Source organism: Mesobacillus maritimus (assembly GCF_019749255.1).
Taxonomy (GTDB): domain Bacteria; phylum Bacillota; class Bacilli; order Bacillales; family Cytobacillaceae; genus Mesobacillus_B; species Mesobacillus_B maritimus_A.
In genome coordinates this window covers 165,798-189,044 of the sequence record NZ_JACWFH010000012.1, presented here as the reverse complement: position 1 = coordinate 189,044, position 23,247 = coordinate 165,798, and the positions used below count along the sequence as shown (strand labels likewise).

Annotated in this window: 23 protein-coding genes; 16 read left to right on the top strand and 7 right to left on the bottom strand. The window is 44.6% G+C overall.

What is annotated here, in order from left to right; all coding sequences use genetic code 11:
- The first annotated feature begins 208 nt into the window (after positions 1-208).
- From mreB to H0185_RS11295, 4 genes are all read left to right on the top strand, one after another.
- Positions 209-1,210 carry a rod shape-determining protein gene (gene mreB / locus H0185_RS11310; RefSeq protein WP_221873595.1) on the top strand — a complete coding sequence of 334 codons (1,002 nt, stop codon included), beginning with the start codon at positions 209-211 and terminating at the stop codon, positions 1,208-1,210.
- Positions 1,211-1,502: 292 nt separating this feature from the next.
- Positions 1,503-1,769 (top strand): DNA-directed RNA polymerase subunit beta, encoded by a 267-nt coding sequence (locus H0185_RS11305; protein WP_221873594.1) that lies wholly within the window; start codon positions 1,503-1,505, stop codon positions 1,767-1,769.
- 99 nt (positions 1,770-1,868) lie between these two features.
- Positions 1,869-2,291, top strand: a complete 423-nt coding sequence (gene fabZ, locus H0185_RS11300; protein ID WP_221873593.1) for a 3-hydroxyacyl-ACP dehydratase FabZ — start codon at positions 1,869-1,871, stop codon at positions 2,289-2,291.
- 238 nt (positions 2,292-2,529) lie between these two features.
- A complete protein-coding gene (locus H0185_RS11295; RefSeq protein WP_221873592.1) occupies positions 2,530-2,946 on the top strand; it encodes a hypothetical protein in 417 nt (138 codons plus the stop codon).
- 63 nt (positions 2,947-3,009) lie between these two features.
- Here the strand turns inward: H0185_RS11295 and H0185_RS11290 are convergent, their stop codons facing one another.
- The gene (locus H0185_RS11290; protein WP_221873591.1) at positions 3,010-3,444 is read right to left on the bottom strand and encodes a YwpF-like family protein; all 435 of its coding nucleotides are present in this window, start codon (positions 3,442-3,444) and stop codon (positions 3,010-3,012) included.
- Between the two features lie 258 nt (positions 3,445-3,702).
- Between H0185_RS11290 and ssb the strand changes: the two genes are divergently transcribed.
- From ssb to H0185_RS11245, 9 genes are all read left to right on the top strand, one after another.
- On the top strand, positions 3,703-4,092 hold the full coding sequence (gene ssb, locus H0185_RS11285) for a single-stranded DNA-binding protein (protein ID WP_221873590.1): 390 nt from the start codon (positions 3,703-3,705) through the stop codon (positions 4,090-4,092).
- A complete protein-coding gene (locus H0185_RS11280; RefSeq protein ID WP_221873806.1) occupies positions 4,073-4,276 on the top strand; it encodes a hypothetical protein in 204 nt (67 codons plus the stop codon). Before ssb ends, H0185_RS11280 begins: the two co-directional genes overlap by 20 nt.
- A 444-nt stretch (positions 4,277-4,720) precedes the next feature.
- Complete coding sequence (locus tag H0185_RS11275; protein ID WP_221873589.1) at positions 4,721-5,143, top strand: VOC family protein; 423 nt, start codon at positions 4,721-4,723, stop codon at positions 5,141-5,143.
- Positions 5,144-5,192: 49 nt separating this feature from the next.
- Positions 5,193-6,047, top strand: coding sequence for an MBL fold metallo-hydrolase (locus H0185_RS11270; RefSeq protein ID WP_221873588.1), 855 nt, complete (start codon positions 5,193-5,195; stop codon positions 6,045-6,047).
- Between the two features lie 188 nt (positions 6,048-6,235).
- Positions 6,236-7,774: a glycine betaine uptake BCCT transporter gene (locus H0185_RS11265; RefSeq protein WP_221873587.1), complete on the top strand. Its 1,539-nt coding sequence runs from the start codon at positions 6,236-6,238 to the stop codon at positions 7,772-7,774.
- Positions 7,775-7,880: 106 nt separating this feature from the next.
- Positions 7,881-8,342, top strand: a complete 462-nt coding sequence (locus H0185_RS11260; RefSeq protein WP_221873586.1) for a DUF2062 domain-containing protein — start codon at positions 7,881-7,883, stop codon at positions 8,340-8,342.
- 105 nt (positions 8,343-8,447) lie between these two features.
- Positions 8,448-8,912: an NUDIX hydrolase gene (locus H0185_RS11255; RefSeq protein WP_221873585.1), complete on the top strand. Its 465-nt coding sequence runs from the start codon at positions 8,448-8,450 to the stop codon at positions 8,910-8,912.
- Positions 8,913-9,049: 137 nt separating this feature from the next.
- Entirely contained in the window at positions 9,050-10,045 is a 996-nt protein-coding gene (gene cuyA, locus H0185_RS11250; protein ID WP_221873584.1) for a D-cysteate sulfo-lyase, read from the top strand.
- A gap of 80 nt (positions 10,046-10,125) precedes the next feature.
- Complete coding sequence (locus H0185_RS11245) at positions 10,126-10,803, top strand: YdeI/OmpD-associated family protein (RefSeq protein WP_221873583.1); 678 nt, start codon at positions 10,126-10,128, stop codon at positions 10,801-10,803.
- 532 nt (positions 10,804-11,335) lie between these two features.
- Here the strand turns inward: H0185_RS11245 and H0185_RS11240 are convergent.
- Entirely contained in the window at positions 11,336-14,245 is a 2,910-nt protein-coding gene (locus H0185_RS11240; RefSeq protein ID WP_221873582.1) for a DEAD/DEAH box helicase, read from the bottom strand.
- Positions 14,246-14,318: 73 nt separating this feature from the next.
- On the bottom strand, positions 14,319-15,929 hold the full coding sequence (locus H0185_RS11235; RefSeq protein WP_246629153.1) for an SWIM zinc finger family protein: 1,611 nt from the start codon (positions 15,927-15,929) through the stop codon (positions 14,319-14,321).
- A 596-nt stretch (positions 15,930-16,525) separates the two neighbouring features.
- Between H0185_RS11235 and H0185_RS11230 the strand changes: the two genes are divergently transcribed.
- Positions 16,526-17,188, top strand: a complete 663-nt coding sequence (locus tag H0185_RS11230; RefSeq protein ID WP_221873580.1) for a hypothetical protein — start codon at positions 16,526-16,528, stop codon at positions 17,186-17,188.
- 17 nt (positions 17,189-17,205) lie between these two features.
- Positions 17,206-18,582: an efflux RND transporter periplasmic adaptor subunit gene (locus H0185_RS11225; protein WP_221873579.1), complete on the top strand. Its 1,377-nt coding sequence runs from the start codon at positions 17,206-17,208 to the stop codon at positions 18,580-18,582.
- 288 nt (positions 18,583-18,870) lie between these two features.
- On the opposite strand, the gene H0185_RS11220 is transcribed toward H0185_RS11225, so the two are convergent.
- From H0185_RS11220 to crcB (H0185_RS11205), 4 genes are all read right to left on the bottom strand, one after another.
- The gene (locus tag H0185_RS11220) at positions 18,871-20,115 is read right to left on the bottom strand and encodes a cysteine desulfurase-like protein (RefSeq protein ID WP_221873578.1); all 1,245 of its coding nucleotides are present in this window, start codon (positions 20,113-20,115) and stop codon (positions 18,871-18,873) included.
- A 168-nt stretch (positions 20,116-20,283) separates the two neighbouring features.
- Positions 20,284-21,306: a DUF3231 family protein gene (locus H0185_RS11215; RefSeq protein WP_221873577.1), complete on the bottom strand. Its 1,023-nt coding sequence runs from the start codon at positions 21,304-21,306 to the stop codon at positions 20,284-20,286.
- 309 nt (positions 21,307-21,615) lie between these two features.
- Positions 21,616-21,972 (bottom strand): fluoride efflux transporter CrcB, encoded by a 357-nt coding sequence (gene crcB / locus H0185_RS11210; protein WP_221873576.1) that lies wholly within the window; start codon positions 21,970-21,972, stop codon positions 21,616-21,618.
- Positions 21,969-22,343, bottom strand: a complete 375-nt coding sequence (crcB, locus tag H0185_RS11205; protein ID WP_221873575.1) for a fluoride efflux transporter CrcB — start codon at positions 22,341-22,343, stop codon at positions 21,969-21,971. The genes crcB (H0185_RS11210) and crcB (H0185_RS11205) overlap by 4 nt, the downstream gene beginning before the upstream one ends.
- Positions 22,344-22,548: 205 nt before the next feature.
- Between crcB (H0185_RS11205) and H0185_RS11200 the strand changes: the two genes are divergently transcribed.
- Complete coding sequence (locus H0185_RS11200) at positions 22,549-23,199, top strand: hypothetical protein (RefSeq protein WP_221873574.1); 651 nt, start codon at positions 22,549-22,551, stop codon at positions 23,197-23,199.
- The last annotated feature ends 48 nt before the right edge of the window (positions 23,200-23,247 follow it).

The following is a 23,247-nucleotide window of genomic DNA, read 5'->3' as shown; positions in this document are numbered from 1 at the left end:
CAACCAATTTTGCAAAAACTGTCGATTTTCTTCGATTAATATTACCCTTAATGCTAGAGGTGTGGTAAAATTGAAAATTAGGTGAATATGGTACGAAGGTAATGGCCGCGCGTCTGCTTAATAGATGAAGCAATCCTTGTCTAGTTGTTGGTAGAGGTGAGGATGAACCAGCCGCAGCCAGCCATTTGTCAAGGAGGTTAAGGAGTAAATGTTAGCAAGGGATATTGGAATTGACCTTGGTACAGCTAATGTGTTGATACACGTTAAAGGCCGTGGGATTGTTTTAAATGAGCCGTCTGTTGTGGCAATTGATAAAAATACAAACAAAGTTTTAGCAGTCGGTGAAGAAGCTCGTCAGATGGTAGGACGTACGCCAGGAAACATCGTTGCGATTCGTCCATTGAAGGATGGGGTCATCGCAGACTTTGATGTAACCGAAGCGATGCTAAAGCATTTTATTAACAAATTAAATGTAAAAGGTCTGCTTTCTAAGCCACGCATTTTGATATGCTGCCCAACGAATATTACAAGTGTTGAGCAAAAGGCAATCAAAGAAGCGGCAGAGAAAAGTGGCGGTAAGAAGATTTATCTTGAAGAAGAACCAAAAGTAGCGGCGATTGGTGCCGGAATGGACATCTTCCAACCTAGTGGGAACATGGTCGTTGACATCGGTGGTGGTACGACAGATGTGGCCGTTCTTTCCATGGGGGACATCGTTACGTCTTCTTCCATTAAAATGGCTGGGGACAAGTTTGACGCTGAGATTTTAAACTATATTAAGCGTGAGTACAAGCTATTGATTGGTGAGCGCACAGCGGAAAACATTAAGGTCAATATTGGGACATGCTTCCCAGGCTCACGGAATGAGGAAATGGATATCCGTGGCCGTGACATGGTATCTGGTTTGCCAAGAACGATTACGGTTCGTTCAGAAGAAATCGAAGGTGCACTTAGAGAATCTGTGGCTGTGATTGTTCATGCAGCGAAAACAGTCCTTGAAAAGACCCCACCTGAGCTTTCTGCAGATATTATTGACCGTGGAGTGATTTTAACTGGCGGTGGCGCATTGCTTCATGGCATTGATACGCTTCTTGCTGAAGAATTAAAAGTTCCTGTACTCGTTGCTGAGCAGCCAATGGAATGCGTAGCACTCGGAACAGGCATCATGCTTGATAATCTAGATAAGATTAGTCGCAGAAAGATTGTGTAATTTGTGAAAAAACTATGGTTCAGAAAGGCTGAGCCATAGTTTTTTTATTTTTAAAAAGGCTCCTTTCTCAAGACTAATGAAAAGAGCTTGCCAATTTAATTGAAAATATTATAAAACACGCTAAAATGAGCTTTATGATTTTACCAATAATCTATACAAAAACATCCTTTTTAAAAGAAAAATTGCAAATTTCTACAATTTACTAATGCTTCTTCTTGCATTTTTTTTTATAATAAGGGATAGTGAAAAATAATAATACCTGAATGAACTCTTTTAAAAGGGGAAGAGCAGTATGGCAATGGATGGCAAACAAGCGGTATTAACGCGGGAACAAGTGAAAAAGGAGAAGGTAAAGGGGCAACAACAAGAGCGGGAGAAAATTCGCGTTCGAGTGCGCCTTATTCCAATCTGGCTTCGGCTTCTAATGGTCATTGCATTATTTGCTCTTAGCATTGTGGTCGGTGCCATAGTAGGCTATGGTGTGCTAGGGAATGGAGATCCAATGGATGTTTTTGAAAAATCAACCTGGACACATGTAATGGACTTAATTCAAAAATAGATAAATTTTTTGAAGGAAGGGAGAATTCCCTTCCTTTTTATGTACCTCTTTTAGTACAATGGGGTAAGAACCTAATATTAGTAGGAGGTACTAATAAACATGTTAGATATAAATGAAATCAAAGAAATCATTCCTCATCGCTATCCTTTTTTATTAATTGATAAAATTATTGAGGTGGAAGACGGAAAACGCGCAATTGGCTTAAAAAACGTGACCGCAAATGAAGAATTTTTTAACGGCCATTTTCCTGACTATCCTGTCATGCCAGGCGTTTTGATTGTGGAAGCTCTCGCGCAAGTAGGCGCAGTCGCGATGTTAATACCAGAGGCAAACCGTGGAAAGCTGGCGTTTTTCGCAGGCATCGATAACTGCCGCTTTAAAAGACAAGTCAAGCCAGGCGACCAATTGCGCCTAGAAGTTGAAATGATCAAAGTTCGCGGACCAATGGGCAAAGGCAAAGGCATTGCCACTGTCGACGGAGAAATTGCTTGTGAAACAGAGATTATGTTTGCTCTGAAATAGAAGTGTAGGGATGTTTTATAGAAGTTTAGGACTAGCCTTGCTCCATTTTTAAAGGAGTAATTCGGTCCTAAGCTTTTTTTTATTTAAGAAATAACCTCGAATATGTCTAACAGAAAGGCGCTGGTGCCTTTCTTATAATATTTTCCTGCAAGTTCTCGTTTGCTCTCGGGCAATATAACATCAGGCCCTTGCTGGTCACCTTGTAACAAACATCAAAGGATAGAAAGGGGTTCATTACATGAATAACAAGCTGTTGAAAATAGTCGGGGGATCTGCCCTTGCTGCTATGCTACTTGCTGGATGTGGAGCTAACGATAATGATCCACCTCCAAATGATGGGGGTACAGGAACAGATGACGGTACTACAGAGATTAACGATTTAAATCGTAACGACCGTGATAACCGTATCTTCAACAACAACCGCAATACTGGCGACAATGATCTGTTTGATAACAACAATCGAAACAACGGCAACCTAAACAACTACAACAACGATGGCAACAATGGTGCTGGGTTGTTTAACGATAATAACAGAAGAACAAATGATACCAATACAGATAACGATTTAGATATGAGCAGAGATTTAAACACTCCTGATGAGGAAGGTCTAGAAGATAGATTAGACCTTAATGATAAGGACAACAAAGACCGTTAAGTAAAATCTATTGACCACAAAAGGGTCTAACTAGCAAGAGCAGGGATGCTGTCCCTGCTCTTTTTACACTTTCTTCGGCAAAAGAATTCGCGGCCGAGCAATGATTTTTTCTTTAAATTCAGATAATAAGGCGTCTCCTGTTAGTCCTTGGTCAAGCAGATGCTCGAGGAGCATGGCTGGATAGTCATTTTTTATTTTTGTCAGATGGCCCTCAAGTAAGATGCTAGCATAGCCATTCACTCTACTCACACTGCAAACCTTGGATTTAAAAGCAGCGGGGTCATTTTCTTTCTTTGTAATCACAACTTGAACAATAATTTCATTCTGACCGGAGCAGGCATGTTCAAAATACTCAATGTATTTTTCTTCCACAAACACTTCAATCAGCCAAGTACCGCTATCATCTTCCTTGTTAATAATTAAACCTTCAGTAAATTCAATATCCGTTAATTGGTCTTTATCGGCAATTTGCATGGAGATCAGCCTGAATGATTTCATGTGCGCCCTCCTATCCTTACTTTTAAAAAAATTATAACACACTGTGAAAAAGGATTGCGAATCAGCTATTTGTCGAAAATTCTTTCAAGTGGAGGTGAAATTTTTATATAAAAAATGTTCTGCAATTCAAATCATAAATTTCCACTCAGAAAACCATAGAAGGTGGGGATTTTTGTCATATTTTATTATATTTTGCGGATTTTACGCTAGTTTGATTCGGAGGTAAGATGAAATCATCTAAAAGAAAGGAGAAAGCAAATGATCAATCAGGTCATTCTAGTAGGGCGGTTGACGCGTGATCCTGAACTGAAACATACCAGTGACGGTCGAGCATATACCAATGTCACCATCGCTGTGACACGCCAATTTCGAAATGTAGATGGTGAGCATGATACCGATTTTGTTCAATGCATCCTCTGGCGAAAAACCGCAGAAAACACAGCCCTCTATTGCCGTAAAGGCTCCGTTGTTGGCGTGACAGGTAGAATCCAAACCCGTTTTTATGAAAACCAAGAACGGAAGCGGGTGTACGTCACCGAAGTCATGGCCGAACATGTCCAATTTCTTAGTAAAAAAACAACTGAAACCCGAGTAGTACAACCAGTAGCAGAAGCGGAGGTTATGCCGATTGAACCGCTCCCATTCTGAGTTGGATGGATTGGAAAAGCTACTAGAAAGCCTCATCAAAATGGTGGGGAGAACGAATGAAAAGGTAGATGGACTGTCCAAACGAGTCCATCAGCTCGAAGTAGCCGCGAGCGAGCAATCCTTTCCCAAGGTTTATTCCTTTATCGCGGACGCAGCCAAGCCTGAAGAATTGGAAAATGCATAACCCTCCCAATCCTTCAAAAACATTACGCTAATAGAGAAAATCAAACCCTATCTCCAATATCCCCCTCATTTAGCCGGCTAAGAAATTAGCCGGTTTTTTTGTGTGGGGGAGTATCCTTTGGGTTCAGGGGAAACTAGGGACGTACCAATAGTACTGAAAAAGAGTTCCGTTACATCGGGTGAATCCGTCTTTAAAGCAATCTACTTCGCTCTTCATATGATTTGTTTTTCAGTAGGATCATGTACTCTTTGTAGCTTCAATACCAGTGTGTAAGAAGTGGGAGGACTAAGATTAAGATACAAGAGGTCGGTGACCTAACCGCTGGAACGCATCAAGAAGAAATTTCTCTGACCCACAAATTTTTTATTAAGCTTAAAGGGACAGAGCTGCATGATGGAGAATGTAACGGAGGATAAGAATTGTATACCTAGGAGGAGAATAAGTATGGGAACAACTATAGTAAGGGTAGGGACTATTTACATACCGGTGAATGAAGTAAACTTATCGGCAGAGTGGTACGTTGAGAAGCTCGGAGCAGAGATAAGCTATCAAGACGAAGACAAAGCAATTATAAATTTTGCCAATCTAAGCTTTTTTTTAGTGAAGGCTGCTGAAAATCAAACTGCAAACTTCATGGATAGCCACGGCAAAGAGCGATTCTCGGTAACCTTTGAGGTCGATGGTCTAGAGGCGTTAACATCTCTTCATCAGGAATTGGCCGAAAAAGGAGTAAAGGTAGGGGAAATTGAGGATAGAGGTCATCCAGGAAACAATTTTGTTTTTTACGATTTTAATGGCAATATATTTGATGTATGGAGTGAATTGAGCCCAACGTTTAAGGACAAGGGGACAGGTTCACTGTCTTAGAGAATTGCCCCGCTACATAATAGACTGAACTTGGAAAAGGAGATTGAAGATGCAAACGCAAAGAATTGAAAGAATAGGGGAACGTTTTTGGTACCAAACACCTGTATCAGAAACGGACCGTCCGATACTAGGAATGGTGGTTGGGGGCAAGAAAACGCTGATGATTGATGCAGGAAATTCAGAGGCTCACACCCGTTATTTTTTAAAAGAATTGGCAGATAGGCAAGTACAGAAGCCTGGTCTTCTTGCTTTGACCCATTGGCATTGGGATCATATCTTTGGATTGTCTGCCTTAGACGGTGTCGTTTCGTTTGCCTATCACGAAACGAAAGAGGCCATGGAAAAACTCATACCGCTTTCTTGGTCGAATGAAGCGTTAGATGAGCGAGTTCAAGCAGGAACGGAGATTGAATTTTGTGCTACGGCGATTAAAAAAGAGTTTCCCGAGGAGCGGAATATTACGATTGCTTTGCCTACCGTCACATTTGAGGGGCGAATGGAAATGGACCTTGGCGGACTGACTTGTGTTTTGCAGCATGTTGGCGGAGACCATGCTTCTGATTCCGTGGTGATTTACATAAAAGAAGAAAAAATCCTCTTTTTAGGCGACTGCATTTATGCTGATATTTTTTCACCGAAAACGAACTATACGATAGAGAAAACACGTGAATTATTGAATCAGCTTGATACATTTGATGCAGAGACCTATATCCTTTCACACTCGGGAGCAATCTCGAGAGAAGAATACCAGCAAGAAGTAACACTTCTAAGAATGATGGCAAGTTTGACTGAAGAATTTCAAGGGGACTCAGTAAAAATCAAACAAGCTTATGAAGAGCAACTAGGACGAGAACTAAATGAAGATGAGCTTGAAACGATGCAATACTTTGTAAATGGTTGGTAAGGAACAATAGGTTCATCGACCTGGAGTGGGACACGGTGCCTGTCCCCTTTTCCCTTGAGCTGAACTAGCGACATAATTGGATGAAGCCCCCATCCAATTATTTGGAAATCCACATTCTTCATGGATTCTTTGTTTTCGGGAAAAATAACCTTGTCTTCATATAAATCTACAATAGGGAGCTGGCATATGTGAGCAAGGTTACGAATGTCTTTTGGATTTCCCTCGTGATTGCGAGTGCGTTTGTCATATGGGGTGTCGTCGCTCCGGTTCAGCTAGGCGAGATGATGGGTGTAGCGAAGGCTTTCTTTTTAGAAACGTTCGGATGGTTTTATCAGTTAGCAGCCTCATTCTTCCTACTTTTTGCGTTGTTCTTGATTTTTAGCAAGTATGGAAAAATAAAACTAGGAAAAGATGACGACCAACCACAATTTAAACGGCCAACTTGGTTTGCGATGCTATTTAGTGCCGGCATGGGGATCGGGTTGTTGTTTTACGGGGTATCAGAACCGATTTCTCACTTTGCGCTTCCTCCATTTGGAGAAGGTGGGACATCAGAAGCTGCATCGGTTGCCCTACGTTATACGTATTTACATTGGGGATTTCATGCATGGGCGATATATTCCGTCATCGCGCTGGTGATCGCCTACTATAAGTTTCGAAAGGATAAGCCAGGCTTGATGAGTGTGTCGCTGATTCCGCTGATTGGCGACCGAGCAAAGGGTCCGATTGGCACAGCGGTTGATGTTGTGGCCGTTTTTGCTACCATTTTTGGGGTTGCGGCTTCGCTCGGACTAGGGGCAGCGCAAATTAATGGAGGATTAAACTATGTGGCAGGAGTACCGAATAATTTTACCGTACAGTTAATCATTATTGCGGTGGTCACAGTGTTGTTTATTCTATCAGCCAGCACAGGGCTTCAAAAGGGAATCAAGTATTTGAGTAATACGAATCTCGTGCTAGCGGTCATTCTGTTGTTTACCTTTTTGTTTTTAGGACCAACAGGATTTGTACTCGATTTATTTGTCACCACATTAGGAAGCTATATTCAAAACCTGCCTAGTATGGGATTAAGGTTATCGCCATTCAATCAAGAGCGGGCGACTTGGATCCAAGACTGGACGATTTTCTACTGGGCCTGGTGGATTGCTTGGGCACCATTTGTTGGGACGTTTATCGCGCGGGTGTCGAGAGGAAGAACGGTTCGGGAATTTATGATTGCCGTACTCGTAATTCCAACCTTGGTTTGTGCCTTTTGGTTCGCGGTCTTTGGAGGGACAGCCATCTACTTTGACTTCTTTGAAGGAACAAATATCGCAGGAGAAAACCTCGAAACAGCGCTATTTGCTGTATTTAATCTCCTTCCGCTCTCAGGGGTATTAGTCGTGGTCACGCTGATTCTCATTTCTACCTTTTTCATTACATCAGCTGACTCTGCCACCTTTGTACTAGGCATCCAAACGACTCGCGGAGATATGGACCCACCGAACTTTGTAAAAGTAACATGGGGACTGTTTTTATCCGCATCGGCCATCGTGCTCATGCTCTCAGGTGGACTCGATGCAATGCAAACTGCAATCATTGTCAGTGCCTTTCCACTGACCTTCGTGCTCATCGCCATGTCCTTTTCTGTGTTAAAAGATTTCCGAAAAGAAATCCCACCCGTACCAGCAACAGAAAAGAAGCGGCGAAAAGCACCCAAACGAGAAGAAGAGCCAGACCCAGTCTAGGAGACAAGGGGACAGGCCCGTTGTCCCAGCATGGGACACGGTGCCTGTCCCCTTGTCTCTGTGGTAAAATAAAAGAAAAACCAGACAGTAGGTTAGGGGTCTTGAATTGAAACTGAAGCGTCGCACGAGATATTATGTTCTTCGATTTGTTCGCTTGAAGGCCAATCCCCATCAGGTTGCGTTAGGGGTAACGTTAGGTTTTATCCCAAATTGGTTTCCGACATTCGGTCTCGGTCCAATTCTTTCGATGGGATTAGCCAAACTAAGTAAAGGAAATGTTTTCGCTGCAGCGCTTGGGGGAATTGTTGGGGTTCCTCTTTGGCCAGTGTTATTTTGGCTTAATTATCAGATTGGCGGACTGTTCCATGATAAACCATCACAGGTAGATGAGATTGAAGAAGTAGAGTACATAGAAGCCATCAATGATACCGTAGAGAGCATTCAAACTGGGAGCGAACAATTTTTGACGGGAGCTATTATGAACATTTTGGTTTCCTCCGTCATTCTTTATATTCTCACTTTTGTGCTCTTTTCCAAATATCGCAGGAGACAGGGGCACAATCTCTAAAGGAATGGGCAGGCAATCCGGTTACCGGAATTGGTATTTGTCCAGTTCGCCATCAAGATTTTTACATAAAATAAAGTAGGACAAGAAAAAGGTTGGGGTGAAGGATTGGGGTATATTGAGGATTTGCGAAAAATAGTTGGACATCGCCCGTTAATTTTAGTGGGAGCTGTTGCCGTCATTGTCGATGACTCAGGTCGAATTCTCTTGGAGCAAAGAAGGTTTCCAAAAGAAACATGGGGTCTCCCGGGTGGCCTAATGGAGCTCGGGGAATCGACTGAAGAGGTGGCCAAGCGTGAGGTCCTAGAAGAGACCGGCTTAACCGTGAACGACTTAAAGCTCATCAATGTGTACTCAGGCGCCAATCACTTTGTGAAGGCAGAAAACGGCGATGAATTTTACGTTGTGACAGTGGCTTACTACACGGAAACCTTTGAGGGAAAGGTAAAAGTCGACAAGAAAGAATCTATTTCATTTGAGTTTTTTGAACCAGACAAGCTCCCGTCTAAAATGGTGAAAAGTCATAAACAGATGATCGATGAGTTTTTAATAAAACATGCGAACCATGGATAAGTGGAAAACCCTGGCACAACCCCGGGGTTTTTCCATTTTACGCTTCCATTTTGCTATACTGTAAATGATAGAAACTAAACCGACAAAAAGAAGCTAAAATCAATCTAATACATTGTTAAAAACAAAGGGGATGTAGCATGAACTTAGCGCAATTTCCAAGACGTCGATATACGCCAGGGTTTACACCGCTTGAATATTTGCCTCACCTTACAAAGGCGCTCGGCGGACCTTCGATCTATTTTAAAAGAGATGATCAGCTTGGTCTAACCGGAGGCGGCAATAAAACAAGAAAGTTGGAGTTTCTCGTTGCCGATGCCCTTAAAAAAGGGGCAGACACCATCATTACCAGTGGGGCGATTCAATCCAATCATTGCCGTCTGACACTTTCCGCCGCCGTAAAAGAAGATATGAAGTGCATTCTCGTGCTGGAAGAAGGCGTTACGCCCAATATGGATCCAGATTTCAATGGCAATTATTTTCTCTATCACCTGCTTGGGGCGGAGCAAATCAAGATTGTCCCGCATGGAACAGACTTGAACAAGGAAATGCAGAAGATTGCAGCGAATTTAAAAGAAGAAGGTCGTCAGCCATACATGATTCCAGTTGGCGGCAGCAATTTTATTGGCGCTAAGGGGTATGTGTCATGTGCCCATGAAATTCTTACCCAGACCTTTGAACAGGGAATCAATCTGAGTGCGGTCGTCTGTGTGAGCGGAAGCGGCGGGATGCATGCAGGATTGGTCACTGGATTGCAGGGGTTGCAAAGCAATATTCCGGTCATTGGCATTAATGTGAGCCGAGGAAAACCTGAACAAGAAGAGAAAGTGTTTAAACTGGTTAATGAAACCTCCGCTCATATGGGAATTCCGAATCCGGTTCAGCGGGAAGCCATCACTTGCTTTGAAGAATACGTCGGTCCAGGCTATGCCGAACCAACGCCAGAAATGATTGAGGCGGTAAAACTTGTGGCGAAAACAGAGGGCATTTTGCTAGACCCCGTTTATACGGGTAAAGCCGTAGCCGGCATGATGGACCTAATCCGCAAAGGCATCTTTAAAAAAGAAGATTCATTGTTATTCATCCATTCAGGCGGATCGCCATCGCTCTATGCGAATACAGAATTATTTCGATAGGTGAGAGACAAGGGGACAGGTCCTTTGTCCCAGCATGGGACACGGTGCCTGTCCCCTTGTCCCAGAAGGGAGTAAATAAAGTGATTTCACAAAAAGACGTAATTGAAAAACTGAGCCTCGCGAAATACCCAAAAAAGGTGATTCTAAACATCCCTGAGGATATCGAGGACTTTCGTGAATTAGACTATGATGTTGAATTTACGAAGGACCATTATGATCTCATCTTTGCGTTTGTTTTTACTATAGAGGAGTACGAGCAACACCTGAAAGAGGTCATCGATAAAAATCTGTTAAAGGAAAATGGCTATTTGTACTTTGCCTACCCGAAAAAAGGGAACAAAAAGTATGACCAGTACATAGAGCGTGATGTCATCTATACCGAAAAGTATTACAATGAGGAACGCTTTATTCATGGTAGTACATTGAAGTTTGCAAGAATGGCTAGCTTCAATGATGTGTTTACGGTCATCGGGATTAAAGCACAACCGGAGAAAAAGAAGGCAACCACGACCACTAAGGCGAGCCAATGTGTGGATGATTATATTGAGCATATTGACGACCTTAAGAAACACTTCGCAGACAATGAAGCTATCTTGAAGATCTACAATGAGTTAACCCCTGGCTATCAAAAGGATTGGGCGCGCTATGTGTATAGCGCAAAGCGACAGGCAACGCGGGAGAAGCGGTTGGGTGAGATGGAGACTGTGCTTGCAGCTGGGTATAAGACGATGGAACTTTATAGGCAGCGAGGGAAGTAGGACAAGGTCCTTGTCCCAACGGGGGACAAGGACCTTGTCTTATTTATGAGAAATCTATTGAAAAAAGTGCTGTATGAAGCGGTCATAGAGCATGTTTAGAAGAAATCCAGCGAAAAAAGTGCTGTATGAAGCGGTCATAGAGCATGTTTAGAAGAAATCCAGCGGAAAAAGTGCTGTATGAAGCGGTCATAGAGCATGTTTAGAAGGAATTCAGCGAAAAAAGTGCTGTATGAAGCGGTCATAGAGCACGTTTAGAAGAAATCCAGCGAAAAAAGTGCTGTATGAAGCGGTCATAGAGCATGTTTATGAGAAATCCAGCGAAAAAGGTGCTGTATGAAGTGGTCATAGAGCATGTTTAGGAGAAATTCAGCGAAAAAAGTGCTGTATGAAGTGGTCATAGAGCATGTTTAGAAGAAATCCAGCAAAGAAAGTGCTGTATGAAGCCCAAATAGACTAATTCACGCAAAAAGACCCTGCAAGTCACCTCACAGAGTCAATCCAGACAAGAGGACAATGGACCTGTCCCTCTGTCTTACCCCAACCTAACTAACTCTTCCAACTCACCGGTAGAAAGCTCGGTCATCCAGGTATCACTTTGTATGATTTGGTCATTTAGGGTTTGTTTCTTTTCAAGCATCGCGTCGATTTTCTCTTCAAGCGTGCCGGTGGCGATGAGCTTATGGACGTGAACGAACCGGCTTTGGCCAATCCGATACGCTCTGTCTGTCGCTTGGTTCTCGACCGCTGGATTCCACCAGCGATCATAATGGATCACGTGGTTGGCGGCCGTTAGGTTCAAGCCGGTTCCGCCAGCTTTTAACGACAGCAAGAAGAATGGAAACTCGCGGTTTTGGAATTGTTCAATCAACTGATCGCGCTTCGTTTTCGGCAAGCTTCCGTGTAAAAATGGAACGTCGACGCCGAATTCCTTCTGCAACACACTCTGAATCATTTCACCCATGCCAATATATTGGGTGAAAATCAAGCAGCTTTCATCCTGCTCGCGCACCGCACCAACCAGCTCCATCAACTTCTCTAACTTCGCCGAGCGCGTCACAAGCTGAGTTGGCTCGGGTTCTTTTAGATAAAGCGCAGGGTGGTTGCAGAGTTGCTTCAAGCGGCCAAGCATTTGTAGGATTAAGCCTTTGCGCTCAAACCCCGACAACTTTTCAATCTCACCAAAGGTGTCTTTCACCAATTGCTCATAAAGCGAGGCCTGTTCTGCGGTCAATGGACAATATTCTTTCTGCTCGATTTTATCCGGAAGATTCAAGGCCACATCTTCGTCCTTCTTCGTCCGGCGCAGCAAGAACGGTCGAATCAAGCCTTGAAGCTGGCGGATGCGCTCGGTCTCGCCGTCTTTCTCGATCGGTACAATAAACCGCTTCTGGAACTGGCCGGCACTTCCAAGATAGCCACGATTGGTAAAATCAAAAATCGACCATAGCTCTGACAGGCGGTTTTCCATTGGCGTCCCAGTCAAAGCAATATGATGGCGACCCTTCAACTTACGAACCGCACGCGACTGCTTTGTGTCGGCATTTTTAATATTCTGGGCTTCATCAATTGCGACCGCACTCCACTCAACATGTTCAAGCTCTTCAAAATCAAGATGAGTCAACCCGTAAGAAGTGAGAACCACATCGGCACTCCGCGTCCGCTCCAGCAATTCTTCTCCTTTAAGCCGGTTCGAGCCGTAATGCAACATCACGTCTAACTCAGGCGCAAAGCGTTCAATTTCCTTTTGCCAGTTTCCAAGAACGGAAGTCGGGCAGATAATCAACGCCGGACCGCTGTCAGCTTCTTGATCTTTGACGGCCAACAGATAGGAAATCAGCTGAATCGTTTTTCCAAGACCCATATCATCGGCTAACACCGCGCCAAATCCGTATTTTCGTAAAAATAACAACCAGTTCATTCCGAGTTTTTGATAAGGACGAAGCTCGCCTTGGAGCCCAGCAGGAACAGGTTGATCCGGAATCGACTTCGTTTCGGACAGCTGCTTCATCATCTGCTTCCAATGGCGATTCAACTCAATTTGGATTTTCGCAAATGCACGTGGATCCTCGAGCTGATCAGACGGTTCGTCGCCTTCTTCTTGTAGTTCTTGCTGCAGCAGGTCGCGAATATGCAAGCCTTCTTTATCTGCTTTTTTCATCAAATCCTGAATCTGACGGATAAACCCTTGGTCGAGCTTGATCCAACGCCCACGCACAAACACAAGTCGGCGCTTTTCATTCACTAAACGCTGGAATTCATCTTCATCAAGGTCGACGCCATTCATTGAGAAGCGCCAGTCATAATCAAGCAGGGCGTTGAGGCCAACAAACGAACGGCGGTACCCGCCCTGGCTCTTCAACTTCGCCTTCACTTTTAACTGCGAATTGCGAATCGCTTCCCACCAAGAAGGGAGGAGAATCTCAATCCCAAGGGCAATCAAGGTTTCGCTTGTCTCGGTTAAAAATTGCCATGCTTCTTCCTCGGTCAACGACCTTTTGAGGCGAATGTCATCTGCACCACGATCGCCTTCCTCAGATAACCATGGGAACACCTTAGCCAAGCGCTCTTCCTCAGCATCAATTTTATCGTAAAAGCCGTCCCAGTCAGCTGGATACTCAGCATAATTACCCGCGTCAATCACCATGCCATTATGGCCTCGTAAAAATAACCCAAGCTGCCAGTCGCCCTCGCCGTCTTCCGGCTCTTGCAAGCGGAGCCCAATATGATACGGAGCAGGGTTTTCTTTTATACCAATCCACTCAAGCCAGCGTGTCTCATCAAAATAGGCCGCAAGCTCTCTGCCTGAGAGCTCATTGTTGCGCAATAACTCGAGCTTTTCTCCAAGCAGGTATTTAAGCGATTCATTTTCATTAAAATAAGCATCTAGTGCGTAGTGAAACAAGTCGGAGATAAACTCTTCCACCTGCCAAGACTCTCCGTCCTGGTGGATGGTATCGTCCCAGAAATTATCACCAAACTCGTCTTTCACTTGTTCAGGAAGCATCCAACGGAACGCACGCGATTCGGTAATAGGGGCAGCGGTACGGCGACTAGTTTCCCCGGCGTCAAGCTCCTCATTTCCACCATCAAGCGCACGAAAATCCGGATGCCAATCTTTTTCATGGATCGCGTCATAGATCGCAAGGGCAGACGCGAGACAGAGATGGGAAAGTTCATCCCATTCCCACTCGACAATCCGGTTGAAGCCTTCCTCAGCAAAGAGCGTGACAAGCTGCCAGCCGCTGATGAACACACCAACCGCCCCGTTAAGCCGACCGTCCTCAAGCATCGTGCCATAATAGCTTTCCTTGTGACGGTTAAACAGCAGATGCCTCCATGTTGATAGCTCCAGATCACGCCCATCAGCATCCATGGCATAGAGGAAAAAGCTCCCATCCTCCAACGGCTTCATATGAATCGATATCAGTTTCATCTGCAGCATTCACAGCCGCTCCTTTCCTCAGGTCTTAGGTGACAGGCACCATCCAGTTTCTGGATGGTGCCTGTCACCCCCCTTAGTCATTCACAATCAATTTCCCACGCTCACACTCGGCGTGGAAGGCGCGTAGGCGTTTGTTGCGGTCGAGAAGTTTGGCGAAGAACGTTTCCCACTCGGGGACGCGCTTTAGTTTTTTATAAGCGGCCCGGAGTTTTTTCAGCAAGCGCACGGCTTGTTTATAGCTCGCTCGGTTCTTTTGTGCAATCAAACCATCAACGGCCTGATGAAGAATCGGTAGTAGCACTTCAGGATCTTCTTTCTGAAGGACTTTGATTTTATCGTTCGGCACACTTAACGACTCGAAGTTCGCATATGTAAACAGCTCGCCCCATTTGTCATACTGACCTTTTGTAAATAAAAAGTCTTCGTATTCAATAAAACTGTAGGGGAGGGACTGCGATAACATTTTTTCATAGAGGTCTTCACGTCCACCTGAACGAAAATACGGCATCGAGGTCCGTAGTGCATGGCGCGTAAAGTCTCGAGCTTGATGATACTGGTCCATTTGGACGACTGCTGTCCGCATATGCTGGGTCATGTATTCAATAAAAACGCCAGCGCGGTTAAAATCTCCTTGCGAATTCAGCTCTTCAATCCAATAAAACGTAAACGGCAGCGTATGGATGCCCATCTTTTTCAAATGGTCTAGTGTATCCCGGTCCTGGGTAGCTAGAAAATACTGATGAGCGAGGGCAATGTCCTCAGCTTGTGTTCGCTTGTCGTCGCCAAATGCCTCAAGCCGCTTGCGCTCGTCATCGCGCCAGCCTTTCTTTTTTAACAAATGGCTCCACAGCAACCGGTATAAATTCATGCGCTCAAAATTGAACTGGTCGTCGCGTTCCACCAAATCAGCGGTCTCTTGCTTCAACTCTTCCATAAACGGGTCAAAGTCAAACGGCAAGGAATGCACCGATAGCGATGCAACCAAGTCTTCAATATCTTCTTCTAATGTATCGAATAAATAGCGATAATAGCGGTCAACCGTTTCACCTGAGTGGCCAAGCTGCTCACTTAAAATCGTTAATTGCTTAAAAGCATAGATGTTCCCAACCAGCTCATACAACGCTTTCCACTCTTTCTGAAGCGGTGCTGAGGCCCGGAGCTTGCGCATATAAGCATGCAAAAGACTTGCAATCACGTATGGTGTCGGTTTGCCTTGACCGAGAACGATCTCCTCAAAGCTGTCAACGAACTCCTCGACCCAACGAGCATAATCATGACTGTCACTTTGCCTAGCCTTCATTAAATCCTTGGCCTTTTTCATGCCCCATTCCTCAGCTTGTTGACTTTCCTTTGCCGGCTTACGCCAATCTTCCACCCATTCGGCGACGTTATCAACCTGGCTATAAGCATGGAAAAACGCAGCCATGCGATGACGGCAAAATCCGTAGGCAGGACAGGTACATGTACTGTCCTCGGGACGCTCAAGACTCACATACACGCGAACCGGCGTCACATCCTGAACCGTCGCCCACACCGAGCCACCGATAAATTTCACATGATGAACAAGGCCCTGACGGTAAAGCATCAGTCCCTTCTGGACAACTTTTGCATCTTCTTCAGATTCCGGCCGCAGCAGCTTCCGTAGCTCACCAGCCGCCTGCCGCACCTCTCCCTCTGGAACCATCGTCACCGTCATTCCTCCTTTAAAAATAGCATGTTAAACGTAGGTTGAATTTTCTCCAGGCACATCGGATTCAGAGTGCTGTATACTCCAATCAACGAAATAAGAGTTATTCAACCATCTTTTATGTATGTAAAAACACCTTGTCGCAGGCTGTTTTCGGATAGATTATAAAGCCAAATGTAACGTACTGAACGTAGCTCTTTCGTACGTTCTAGTAAGTTCCAAGCTCTATTCTCATCTTATAAGGATGAAACACTTCAATTTCTACCTTACCCGTAAAAAACAATATTCCTTTATTATACCCTATAAATCCCAGTAAGAGGAGTCTTGAGCGAATTTGAAATCAATAGAGGATTTTCCTGTCTTGAAAAAGAATATCAATGTATATATGTTCACAATTAATTAGCCTTTCCATATAAAGCAATAGGCAGTCTTCGTAACAATGGTTTCTTAAATGTTAACGCAAGAGAGTACTTCAAATGAGCAAGCTCTCTTCTCGTAAATATCATTTATATTTTATCCGCAATTGCAACAAAGATTGAGAAAAGAACGATAAAAAACACCAACAAGTCCAACAAGCTGGGAGGGAATCCAACATGATGTTCCAAATTCGCCTGATGCGCGGATTAAAGCACCCAAATTATTTTACGTACGAGCTGAGTACAACCGAGAGTGTGGGGAAGGTGTGGCGGCATGTTCTAATCATGGCCCTCATCAGCGGGTTGGTGTTTGGAGTGAGCGGATACTTCGGGATAGGGTCAGAATACCTGGCAAAAAAATTTCTCATCCTTAGCCCAGAAGAATTTCAGCTTCAAAAAGCTTTGTTCGTTGCCGGGCAAATGCTTTGGGGGCTCTTTTATGGGATGGTCATCTTGTACATAAGTGCCTTCTGGTTTTGGAGCATGACCGACACAGAGCTGAATCGCTTTGTTGTGATGCAGCTTCTTGTCTTGATTGTTCTCTTGCTAGAGAGGGTAGTCTTGATTCCCGTCAGCCTTCTTCTCGGAGTCCCAGAGGTTAGCTCACCATTCTCACTTGGGCCGATTGCCCAAACGCTCACAGACAATAGCTTTGCGGTTAACTTTTTCGGAGGAGTTTCTCTCTTTAAAGGATGGGTGATCATCATTCAGTACCTTTATGTTCGGGCTTTGACAGGAAAGTCACGCATCATCGTCCTATCATTAGTCCTTAGTTTGAATCTCATCTATTGGTTATTATCTGCATTTTTTTCCATCATTCAGTTTGAGAAAGTCATATAGAACGGCAGGTGATGTTCATGAAAAAACATTCGGGATTACTCCTAGCTGCAGGAGCGTTATTGATTGCGACGAACGTGTTTCTCACTTTGCAGAACGACAGCAAGGTGAGCCGCACCAACTTTCTCACAGGCTGGTTTGTAGCGAAGACCGAGACTTTGACGGAAACGCTCCAAACTGCGGGCGTCGTGACACCGGTCGAGGAACATCCGGTTTATTTTAATGGAGAAGAAGGCGGTTTTCAGCAATTCTATGTAAAAAAAGGCGAAGCCGTCATAGCGGGAACGCCACTATATGAATATAAATCAGCGCAGGTTGATGCTGACCGGCAAAGGCTGGAGAATGAAATCAATCAGTTGAGCAGGGAAGTGGCGTTGATTGAGGACCAAATTCAGCAGCTAGAATACTTGCAGACTGTTTCTGCTAGAAGTTCGTCCACCAGTGTTCCAGTGAGTGGTGACGGACTAGTAACGCCGCCGGTGCCGGGGTTGCAATTAGAGACGCTCGTGGAAGTCACGATCGAAAAGGAAATTTACGACAAAGAAGGCGAGCTCCGTGACCTTGAGGATGAAATTCAGGAACATGAAGACAATCTAGCGGCACTTGTAGCCAACAACGAGCTGGACGTGAACAGCCAGGTGAATGGCACGGTAAAAGAGATCAATTTGGACCTGAAAAATCCGATTATGACGATCATCTCGGATGACCCAAAGGTTCAGGGGAATTTTACTGAGAGTGATTTGGCCGTTGTGACAGAGGGCATGGAGGCGTATATCACATCCGATCTCATCAAGGACAAGCTCCCAGGCAGGCTTTCGAAAATTGCTAGTCATTCTAAGGAAGACCCGGATGTTGATAAAGAGAGTGAGTTTAGCTTTGAAATTGAATTGGACCCACAGCCAGCCTACGATAGCGAGACGCTCATTGCTTCAAGCGAGGGTATGGAGGAATCAGAAATCGAAGTGCCTGAGGAAACCGACTTTCAAGACCCCACGGAAAATTCAGGCAGTGACCTAAAGACTGAAGAAGACTCCCAACCCACCAAGCTCGTCCATGGCCAACATGTCGACATCACCATCGTCACTGATCAAAGGGTAGGAGCTGTAACGGTCTCGAATGAGCAAATCCAAAGCGGCAGCTACGCGTATGTGCTCACTCGAACGGGGAAAGTGGAGCGCAGGTTCATTAAACAGGGCCTCGAGGTAGACGGTCGCATCGAAATCATTGACGGACTGCAAGAAGGCGAAACGGTCGTGGAACATTCCAGCCAAATTGCGCAAGCAGATACGCCGTTCATCACCAGGCTCGATTTCCTCCGACTCAACTTAAACTTACTAAAAAACGGCGAACCCATGGATTGGGTAAAAGCCATTGGCGTTGGGTTTTCGAAACAATAAAGAATCAGGCGTTACCCATGATCCAACAGAGCAAGGTCAAAGAGCGAGCCTCTCGATACCCATACTTCTCTCATTCAACAGAGAATGAGAGAAGAGAGGCCCCCCTCGGTACCCATACTCCTTTCATTCAACAGAGAAAGGTCAAAGAGCGAGCCTCTCGGTACCCATACTCCTTTCATTCAACAGAGAATGGTCAAAGAGAGGCCCCCTCGGTACCCAACCTGTACATTCTCAAACAATCAAATTTGTGGTCATACCCACCCATACTCCTTCCTTTTCTCAAAAAAGTCATACTCCAACCTTACTCGCCAACAACTCTAGCATTCCTTGCTTAAACACCTCAATCTCCTCGAGGGTGTTATAAGGGGCCAAGCCGACACGAATCCAACCGCCATCCTTATTCACCCCGAGCTTGTTTGCCATCGTGGAAGCATAGAAATCGCCATCTGCTATACAAAGCTGATGCTTGTCGGCAAACCACCGGCAAACTTCTCTGGAGTTGCGCCCTTCAATGGTAAACGCAAAGGTCGGTGTCCGCGGACCACTAAGTGCACGATAAAGCTTCACACCAGCCAACCCACGCAAAAAGCTCTCTATCTCTTGCCCTAGCATACTCTCATACATATCAATTGTCTCAACACCCGAAACCAACCGTTCACGCCGGGTCGCTCCCTCACCAAGACTCTCAATAAACTGAATCGCCCCAGCTAACCCGGCAATGCCTTCATGGTTCTGCGTTCCAGTTTCGAGTTTAAACGGAATCTCCCCAGGAGCGGGCTCAAGCTTATAGATAGGGAGTTTCTCAAATAGGTCCGCCCGTATTGCGGCAATGCCAACATGTGGGCCGAAAAACTTATACCCCGAGCACAGCAACACATCACAACCAATTTCTTTAAAATCGATCGGGATATGCGGCACGGCATGAACAGCATCTACGAACATCAGCGCCCCAACTTCTCGAGCTCGAGCGCTAATTTTCGCCACATCGCTCACCGTTCCCGTGACATTCGAACTCATCCCAGCGGCCACAAGCTTTGTTTTAGCTGTTATTACATTTTCTAAGTTTTCTAGATTCAACGTATAAGTCTCAGGGTTTACTTCAATAAACTTCACCTCGGCACCGCAATCCCGCGCGAGCGTCAACCAAGGATCGACATTGGCACGGTGGTCAAGCTCTGTCACGACAATCTCATCGCCTTCGTTGATAAGAGAAGCCAAAGACCGCGCAATCGCAAACGCAAGGGTCGTCATATTGGGGCCAAACGCGACTTCACGTGCCTCACATCCCAGCAGATCTGCAACAGCTGCGCGTGTGTCATCTAGCAACTGATCGGTCGCAATGCTTGTCGCAAACGTCCCGTGTAAGTTCGCCATCCCATTTGAGATATACATCATCATCCTGTTTGCCGCATCTTCCACCATTTGCGTTCCACCAGGTCCATCAAAGTAAATAAGCGGTGATCCATCAACGGTTCGATTTAACGCAGGAAACTTTGCGCGTATCTGTTCAATCGGAAATTGAGCTTGATTCAAGAAGAAACCCTCCTTTTAAAATATGTAATTATCTTAATTTTAAGTTAGTTAGGGAACACCAATCAATCTTTTTGTAAATAAAACAGGGAAGCTTCATGAAATATAAAAAAAGATCCACCGTAATCGGTGAATCTTCAATCGTTAAACTCATATCAAAATTGGACTGTATTATTTATGCTTCGCGCTCCTTTTCACTAACTCATCGCGGTCTGCGGCCATTGGAGGCTGTTCCATCCAGCCGTTTTTAATCATAATATTGGCCCCATCTTCGGAATACAATTGGACCTCGACAGATAATCGATTGTACATGACGCCAATATCGGCACGCGGACTTTGGGCAATGGCGGTTCCATAGTAGCCGACACTCAGACTAATCATCCCTGATGTAAGAAACATCATCAGTTTGTCCGAAAAGGTAGGAGAGGTACTCTCCGTGACTTCTGCGGCCCATGTTGTCGGGATTGGGAGCTTGCTTTCTCTTAGTTTTTCACCAAATAGCTTCGTATGCTTTTGCGCAATCTCAATCCCTTTCACAAGAAACTGCTTCACGTCCTTGGACTGAGCTACCTGACTAAACCCTGTTATGGTTGCTTCACCTAACGCATTTCGTTGGTGATTCGAGAACAGGTTCGCTACCTCAGCGGCAATTAAAGGTCGCTTTTCACCAATGACGTCTAGAATAAAGCCTTGTTTTTTGACATAATCAATTTCCGTTAAGTTTGGAAGGAAAGGGGACCGAATGTATAGACCTTTAGCTAAAAGCAGCTCCTTGGAGATCTTAAATAACTCCATGGTTTCAGTCATACATTCCATATAATAGTCCGTAATATCGGCCCTTGTCGTCCCAGCAACGGCGGCCGCATAGTTCGTTAGCCCAATTTTAGCCATCATATTGATAAAATAAATGACGTAGGTGTCTGAGTACAGCCTCGGTGCTTGGAGATTCACATCCGTTTCCACCTTAAACCCATCCGGTACGATATGCTTTTCTTCGTTAAAGATGCTTGTCAGCTTGTCAATATGATTTTTCGAAAGGGTTAAAGCGTGATCAATAATGGGTTTAATTTCTTCATCCTCAGCTTTTTCTAAAAAAAACGTAAGCAAACAGACGCTTCCGCTATCGTTCATATACTGTGCCCAAAGTTGGGAAATTTCAGAGGAAGTTAGCCGAACCTGACCTCCAGTACTCATATCATCACTCCAATTTTGAAGTCTCTAGTCCATCTTTTCCATTTTTGATACGCATTATGTATTTCCAGATAAGAAAACAGACCTTTCTCAGCGAGAGAGCAGTCTATTTTATTTATGGGGTATTTGAGTTAACCTAGGCCGTTGATTTCCGTTACAGGCACTTCGCTTTCCGCGGGCGTGACGGGGAGCCTCCAAGGCGCTATAGCGCCTTAGGAGTCTCCCCAGTCCCGTACTCCCGCAGGAGTCTTCGTGCCTTCCACTACAATCAACGGAGATGAAAAACTTAATGTTTACGGTAACAAAGAATAATTAAATCACCCATCCAAGCCAAGCGGCTGTGAGCGTGAGAAGGACAGAAGAGCCAACATACATCGCAGCCAGCTTAAGTTTGTTAGCCACGATCAACTGTACAGTCTCATTTCCAAAGGTGGAAAAGGTGGTATAGGCGCCACAAAAACCTACTCCGAAGAGTGACATAGCCCAATCTTGGATCAGTCCTTGAGTATGTAAGTTAAATAAAAGACCAAGTAAAAACGAACCAGTTATGTTGATAATCCACGTACCGCGTGGGAATGTATCCTGGTAATTACGCATAACCGCAAGCCCAAGGATATACCGACATATCGCCCCGAACGCACCACCAATGCCAATCAGAAGATAACTCATACAGTTTCATCTCCCTTATGGGCAAGCTTGAAGCCAAGAAACGAAAGTATTATCCCCACGAAAACGGAGAGGAGAACATAAAGCAGTGCAACCAGGATTCGTCCAGCAGTAAGAAGATTTACTGTTTCGACTGAAAACGTTGAAAATGTTGTAAACGAGCCTAAAAATCCTGTACCTATTAGTAGAACTGTTTCACCACGTAACCCTTTCTGCTTCGCAAAAGCTAAAAACCAGCCCAGTACCAAACAACCAAGCAAATTAACACCCAATGTTCCAAGTGGAAATCCGTTATCACTATGCAACCATTCCCCAATCATAAACCGTGAAATCGCTCCGAAAAAACCACCTAAACCTACTAAAAATAATTTCATGGTGACACCCCCCAGTAAGGAGAAAAATAAAGGACAGCTTTACTTTAGCATATACCTTCCCCTAGCGGACTGCCCATACTTTTTACAACGGCAAGGGAGGATATAAATATCTATACAATTGGGACAAAATAAAACGGCAGGGATTGTTGTTTCCTTAAGCAATCGGAACTATAATGAATCTATCAATTAAAGGAGGTGAAATTTTGTGGGGAAGGAAACGAGAAGAGTCATCCAAAAACTTGAAAATACGATGAATGAGAGACTCACCAAACAAGATGAAATGATGCAGCAACTCATTCATCTGGTAGCAAAAAATACAGAGCGAATAATCGCAATGGATGAGCGATTCGATGGTGTGGACCAGAGGTTTAACAAGGTAGACGAGCGCTTCGATGAAGTGAACCAGAGATTTATCAAGGTGGACGAGCGCTTCGATGAAGTGAATCAGAGATTTATCAAGGTAGACGAGCGCTTCGATGAAGTGAATCAGAGATTTATCAAGGTGGATGAGCGCTTCGATGAAGTGAACCAAAGATTTATCAAGGTGGACGAGCGCTTCGATGTAGTGGACCAAAGATTTATCAAGGTGGATGAGCACTTCGATGAAGTGAACCAGAGATTTATCACGGTGGATGAGCACTTCGGTGAAGTGAACCAGAGATTTAACGAGGTAGACAAGCGCCTAGGTCGGGTAGAAGCAGCGTTAACCAGAATTGAGGAAAATGAACCAGCGAATATGACAGCTATGCTAAAGCAAATAAACAGCAAGCTTGATGAAAGCAGAAGTGGGATCCAAGCTTTAAATGAACGATTATTAAAATCGGAATCAAAAATTGAGAGACTTTCGAAAAAGTAAAATTTACCCTTTCATGTTTAGGTACTCTATAGTTCTTTTCTACGTTTT

What these genes read in the sequence shown, in the direction of transcription:
- fabZ (WP_221873593.1), top strand. Translation starts at nt 1,869, where the DNA reads ATGTTAGATATAAATGAAATCAAAGAAATCATTCCTCATCGCTATCCT.
- H0185_RS11230 (WP_221873580.1), top strand. Translation starts at nt 16,526, where the DNA reads ATGATGTTCCAAATTCGCCTGATGCGCGGATTAAAGCACCCAAATTAT.
- H0185_RS11305 (WP_221873594.1), top strand. Translation starts at nt 1,503, where the DNA reads ATGGCAATGGATGGCAAACAAGCGGTATTAACGCGGGAACAAGTGAAA.
- H0185_RS11270 (WP_221873588.1), top strand. Translation starts at nt 5,193, where the DNA reads ATGCAAACGCAAAGAATTGAAAGAATAGGGGAACGTTTTTGGTACCAA.
- crcB (WP_221873575.1), bottom strand. Translation starts at nt 22,343, where the DNA reads ATGAAATTATTTTTAGTAGGTTTAGGTGGTTTTTTCGGAGCGATTTCA.
- H0185_RS11225 (WP_221873579.1), top strand. Translation starts at nt 17,206, where the DNA reads ATGAAAAAACATTCGGGATTACTCCTAGCTGCAGGAGCGTTATTGATT.
- mreB (WP_221873595.1), top strand. Translation starts at nt 209, where the DNA reads ATGTTAGCAAGGGATATTGGAATTGACCTTGGTACAGCTAATGTGTTG.
- H0185_RS11275 (WP_221873589.1), top strand. Translation starts at nt 4,721, where the DNA reads ATGGGAACAACTATAGTAAGGGTAGGGACTATTTACATACCGGTGAAT.
- H0185_RS11290 (WP_221873591.1), bottom strand. Translation starts at nt 3,444, where the DNA reads ATGAAATCATTCAGGCTGATCTCCATGCAAATTGCCGATAAAGACCAA.
- H0185_RS11295 (WP_221873592.1), top strand. Translation starts at nt 2,530, where the DNA reads ATGAATAACAAGCTGTTGAAAATAGTCGGGGGATCTGCCCTTGCTGCT.
- H0185_RS11240 (WP_221873582.1), bottom strand. Translation starts at nt 14,245, where the DNA reads ATGCTGCAGATGAAACTGATATCGATTCATATGAAGCCGTTGGAGGAT.
- ssb (WP_221873590.1), top strand. Translation starts at nt 3,703, where the DNA reads ATGATCAATCAGGTCATTCTAGTAGGGCGGTTGACGCGTGATCCTGAA.
- H0185_RS11215 (WP_221873577.1), bottom strand. Translation starts at nt 21,306, where the DNA reads ATGAGTACTGGAGGTCAGGTTCGGCTAACTTCCTCTGAAATTTCCCAA.
- crcB (WP_221873576.1), bottom strand. Translation starts at nt 21,972, where the DNA reads ATGAGTTATCTTCTGATTGGCATTGGTGGTGCGTTCGGGGCGATATGT.
- H0185_RS11235 (WP_246629153.1), bottom strand. Translation starts at nt 15,929, where the DNA reads ATGGTTCCAGAGGGAGAGGTGCGGCAGGCGGCTGGTGAGCTACGGAAG.
- cuyA (WP_221873584.1), top strand. Translation starts at nt 9,050, where the DNA reads ATGAACTTAGCGCAATTTCCAAGACGTCGATATACGCCAGGGTTTACA.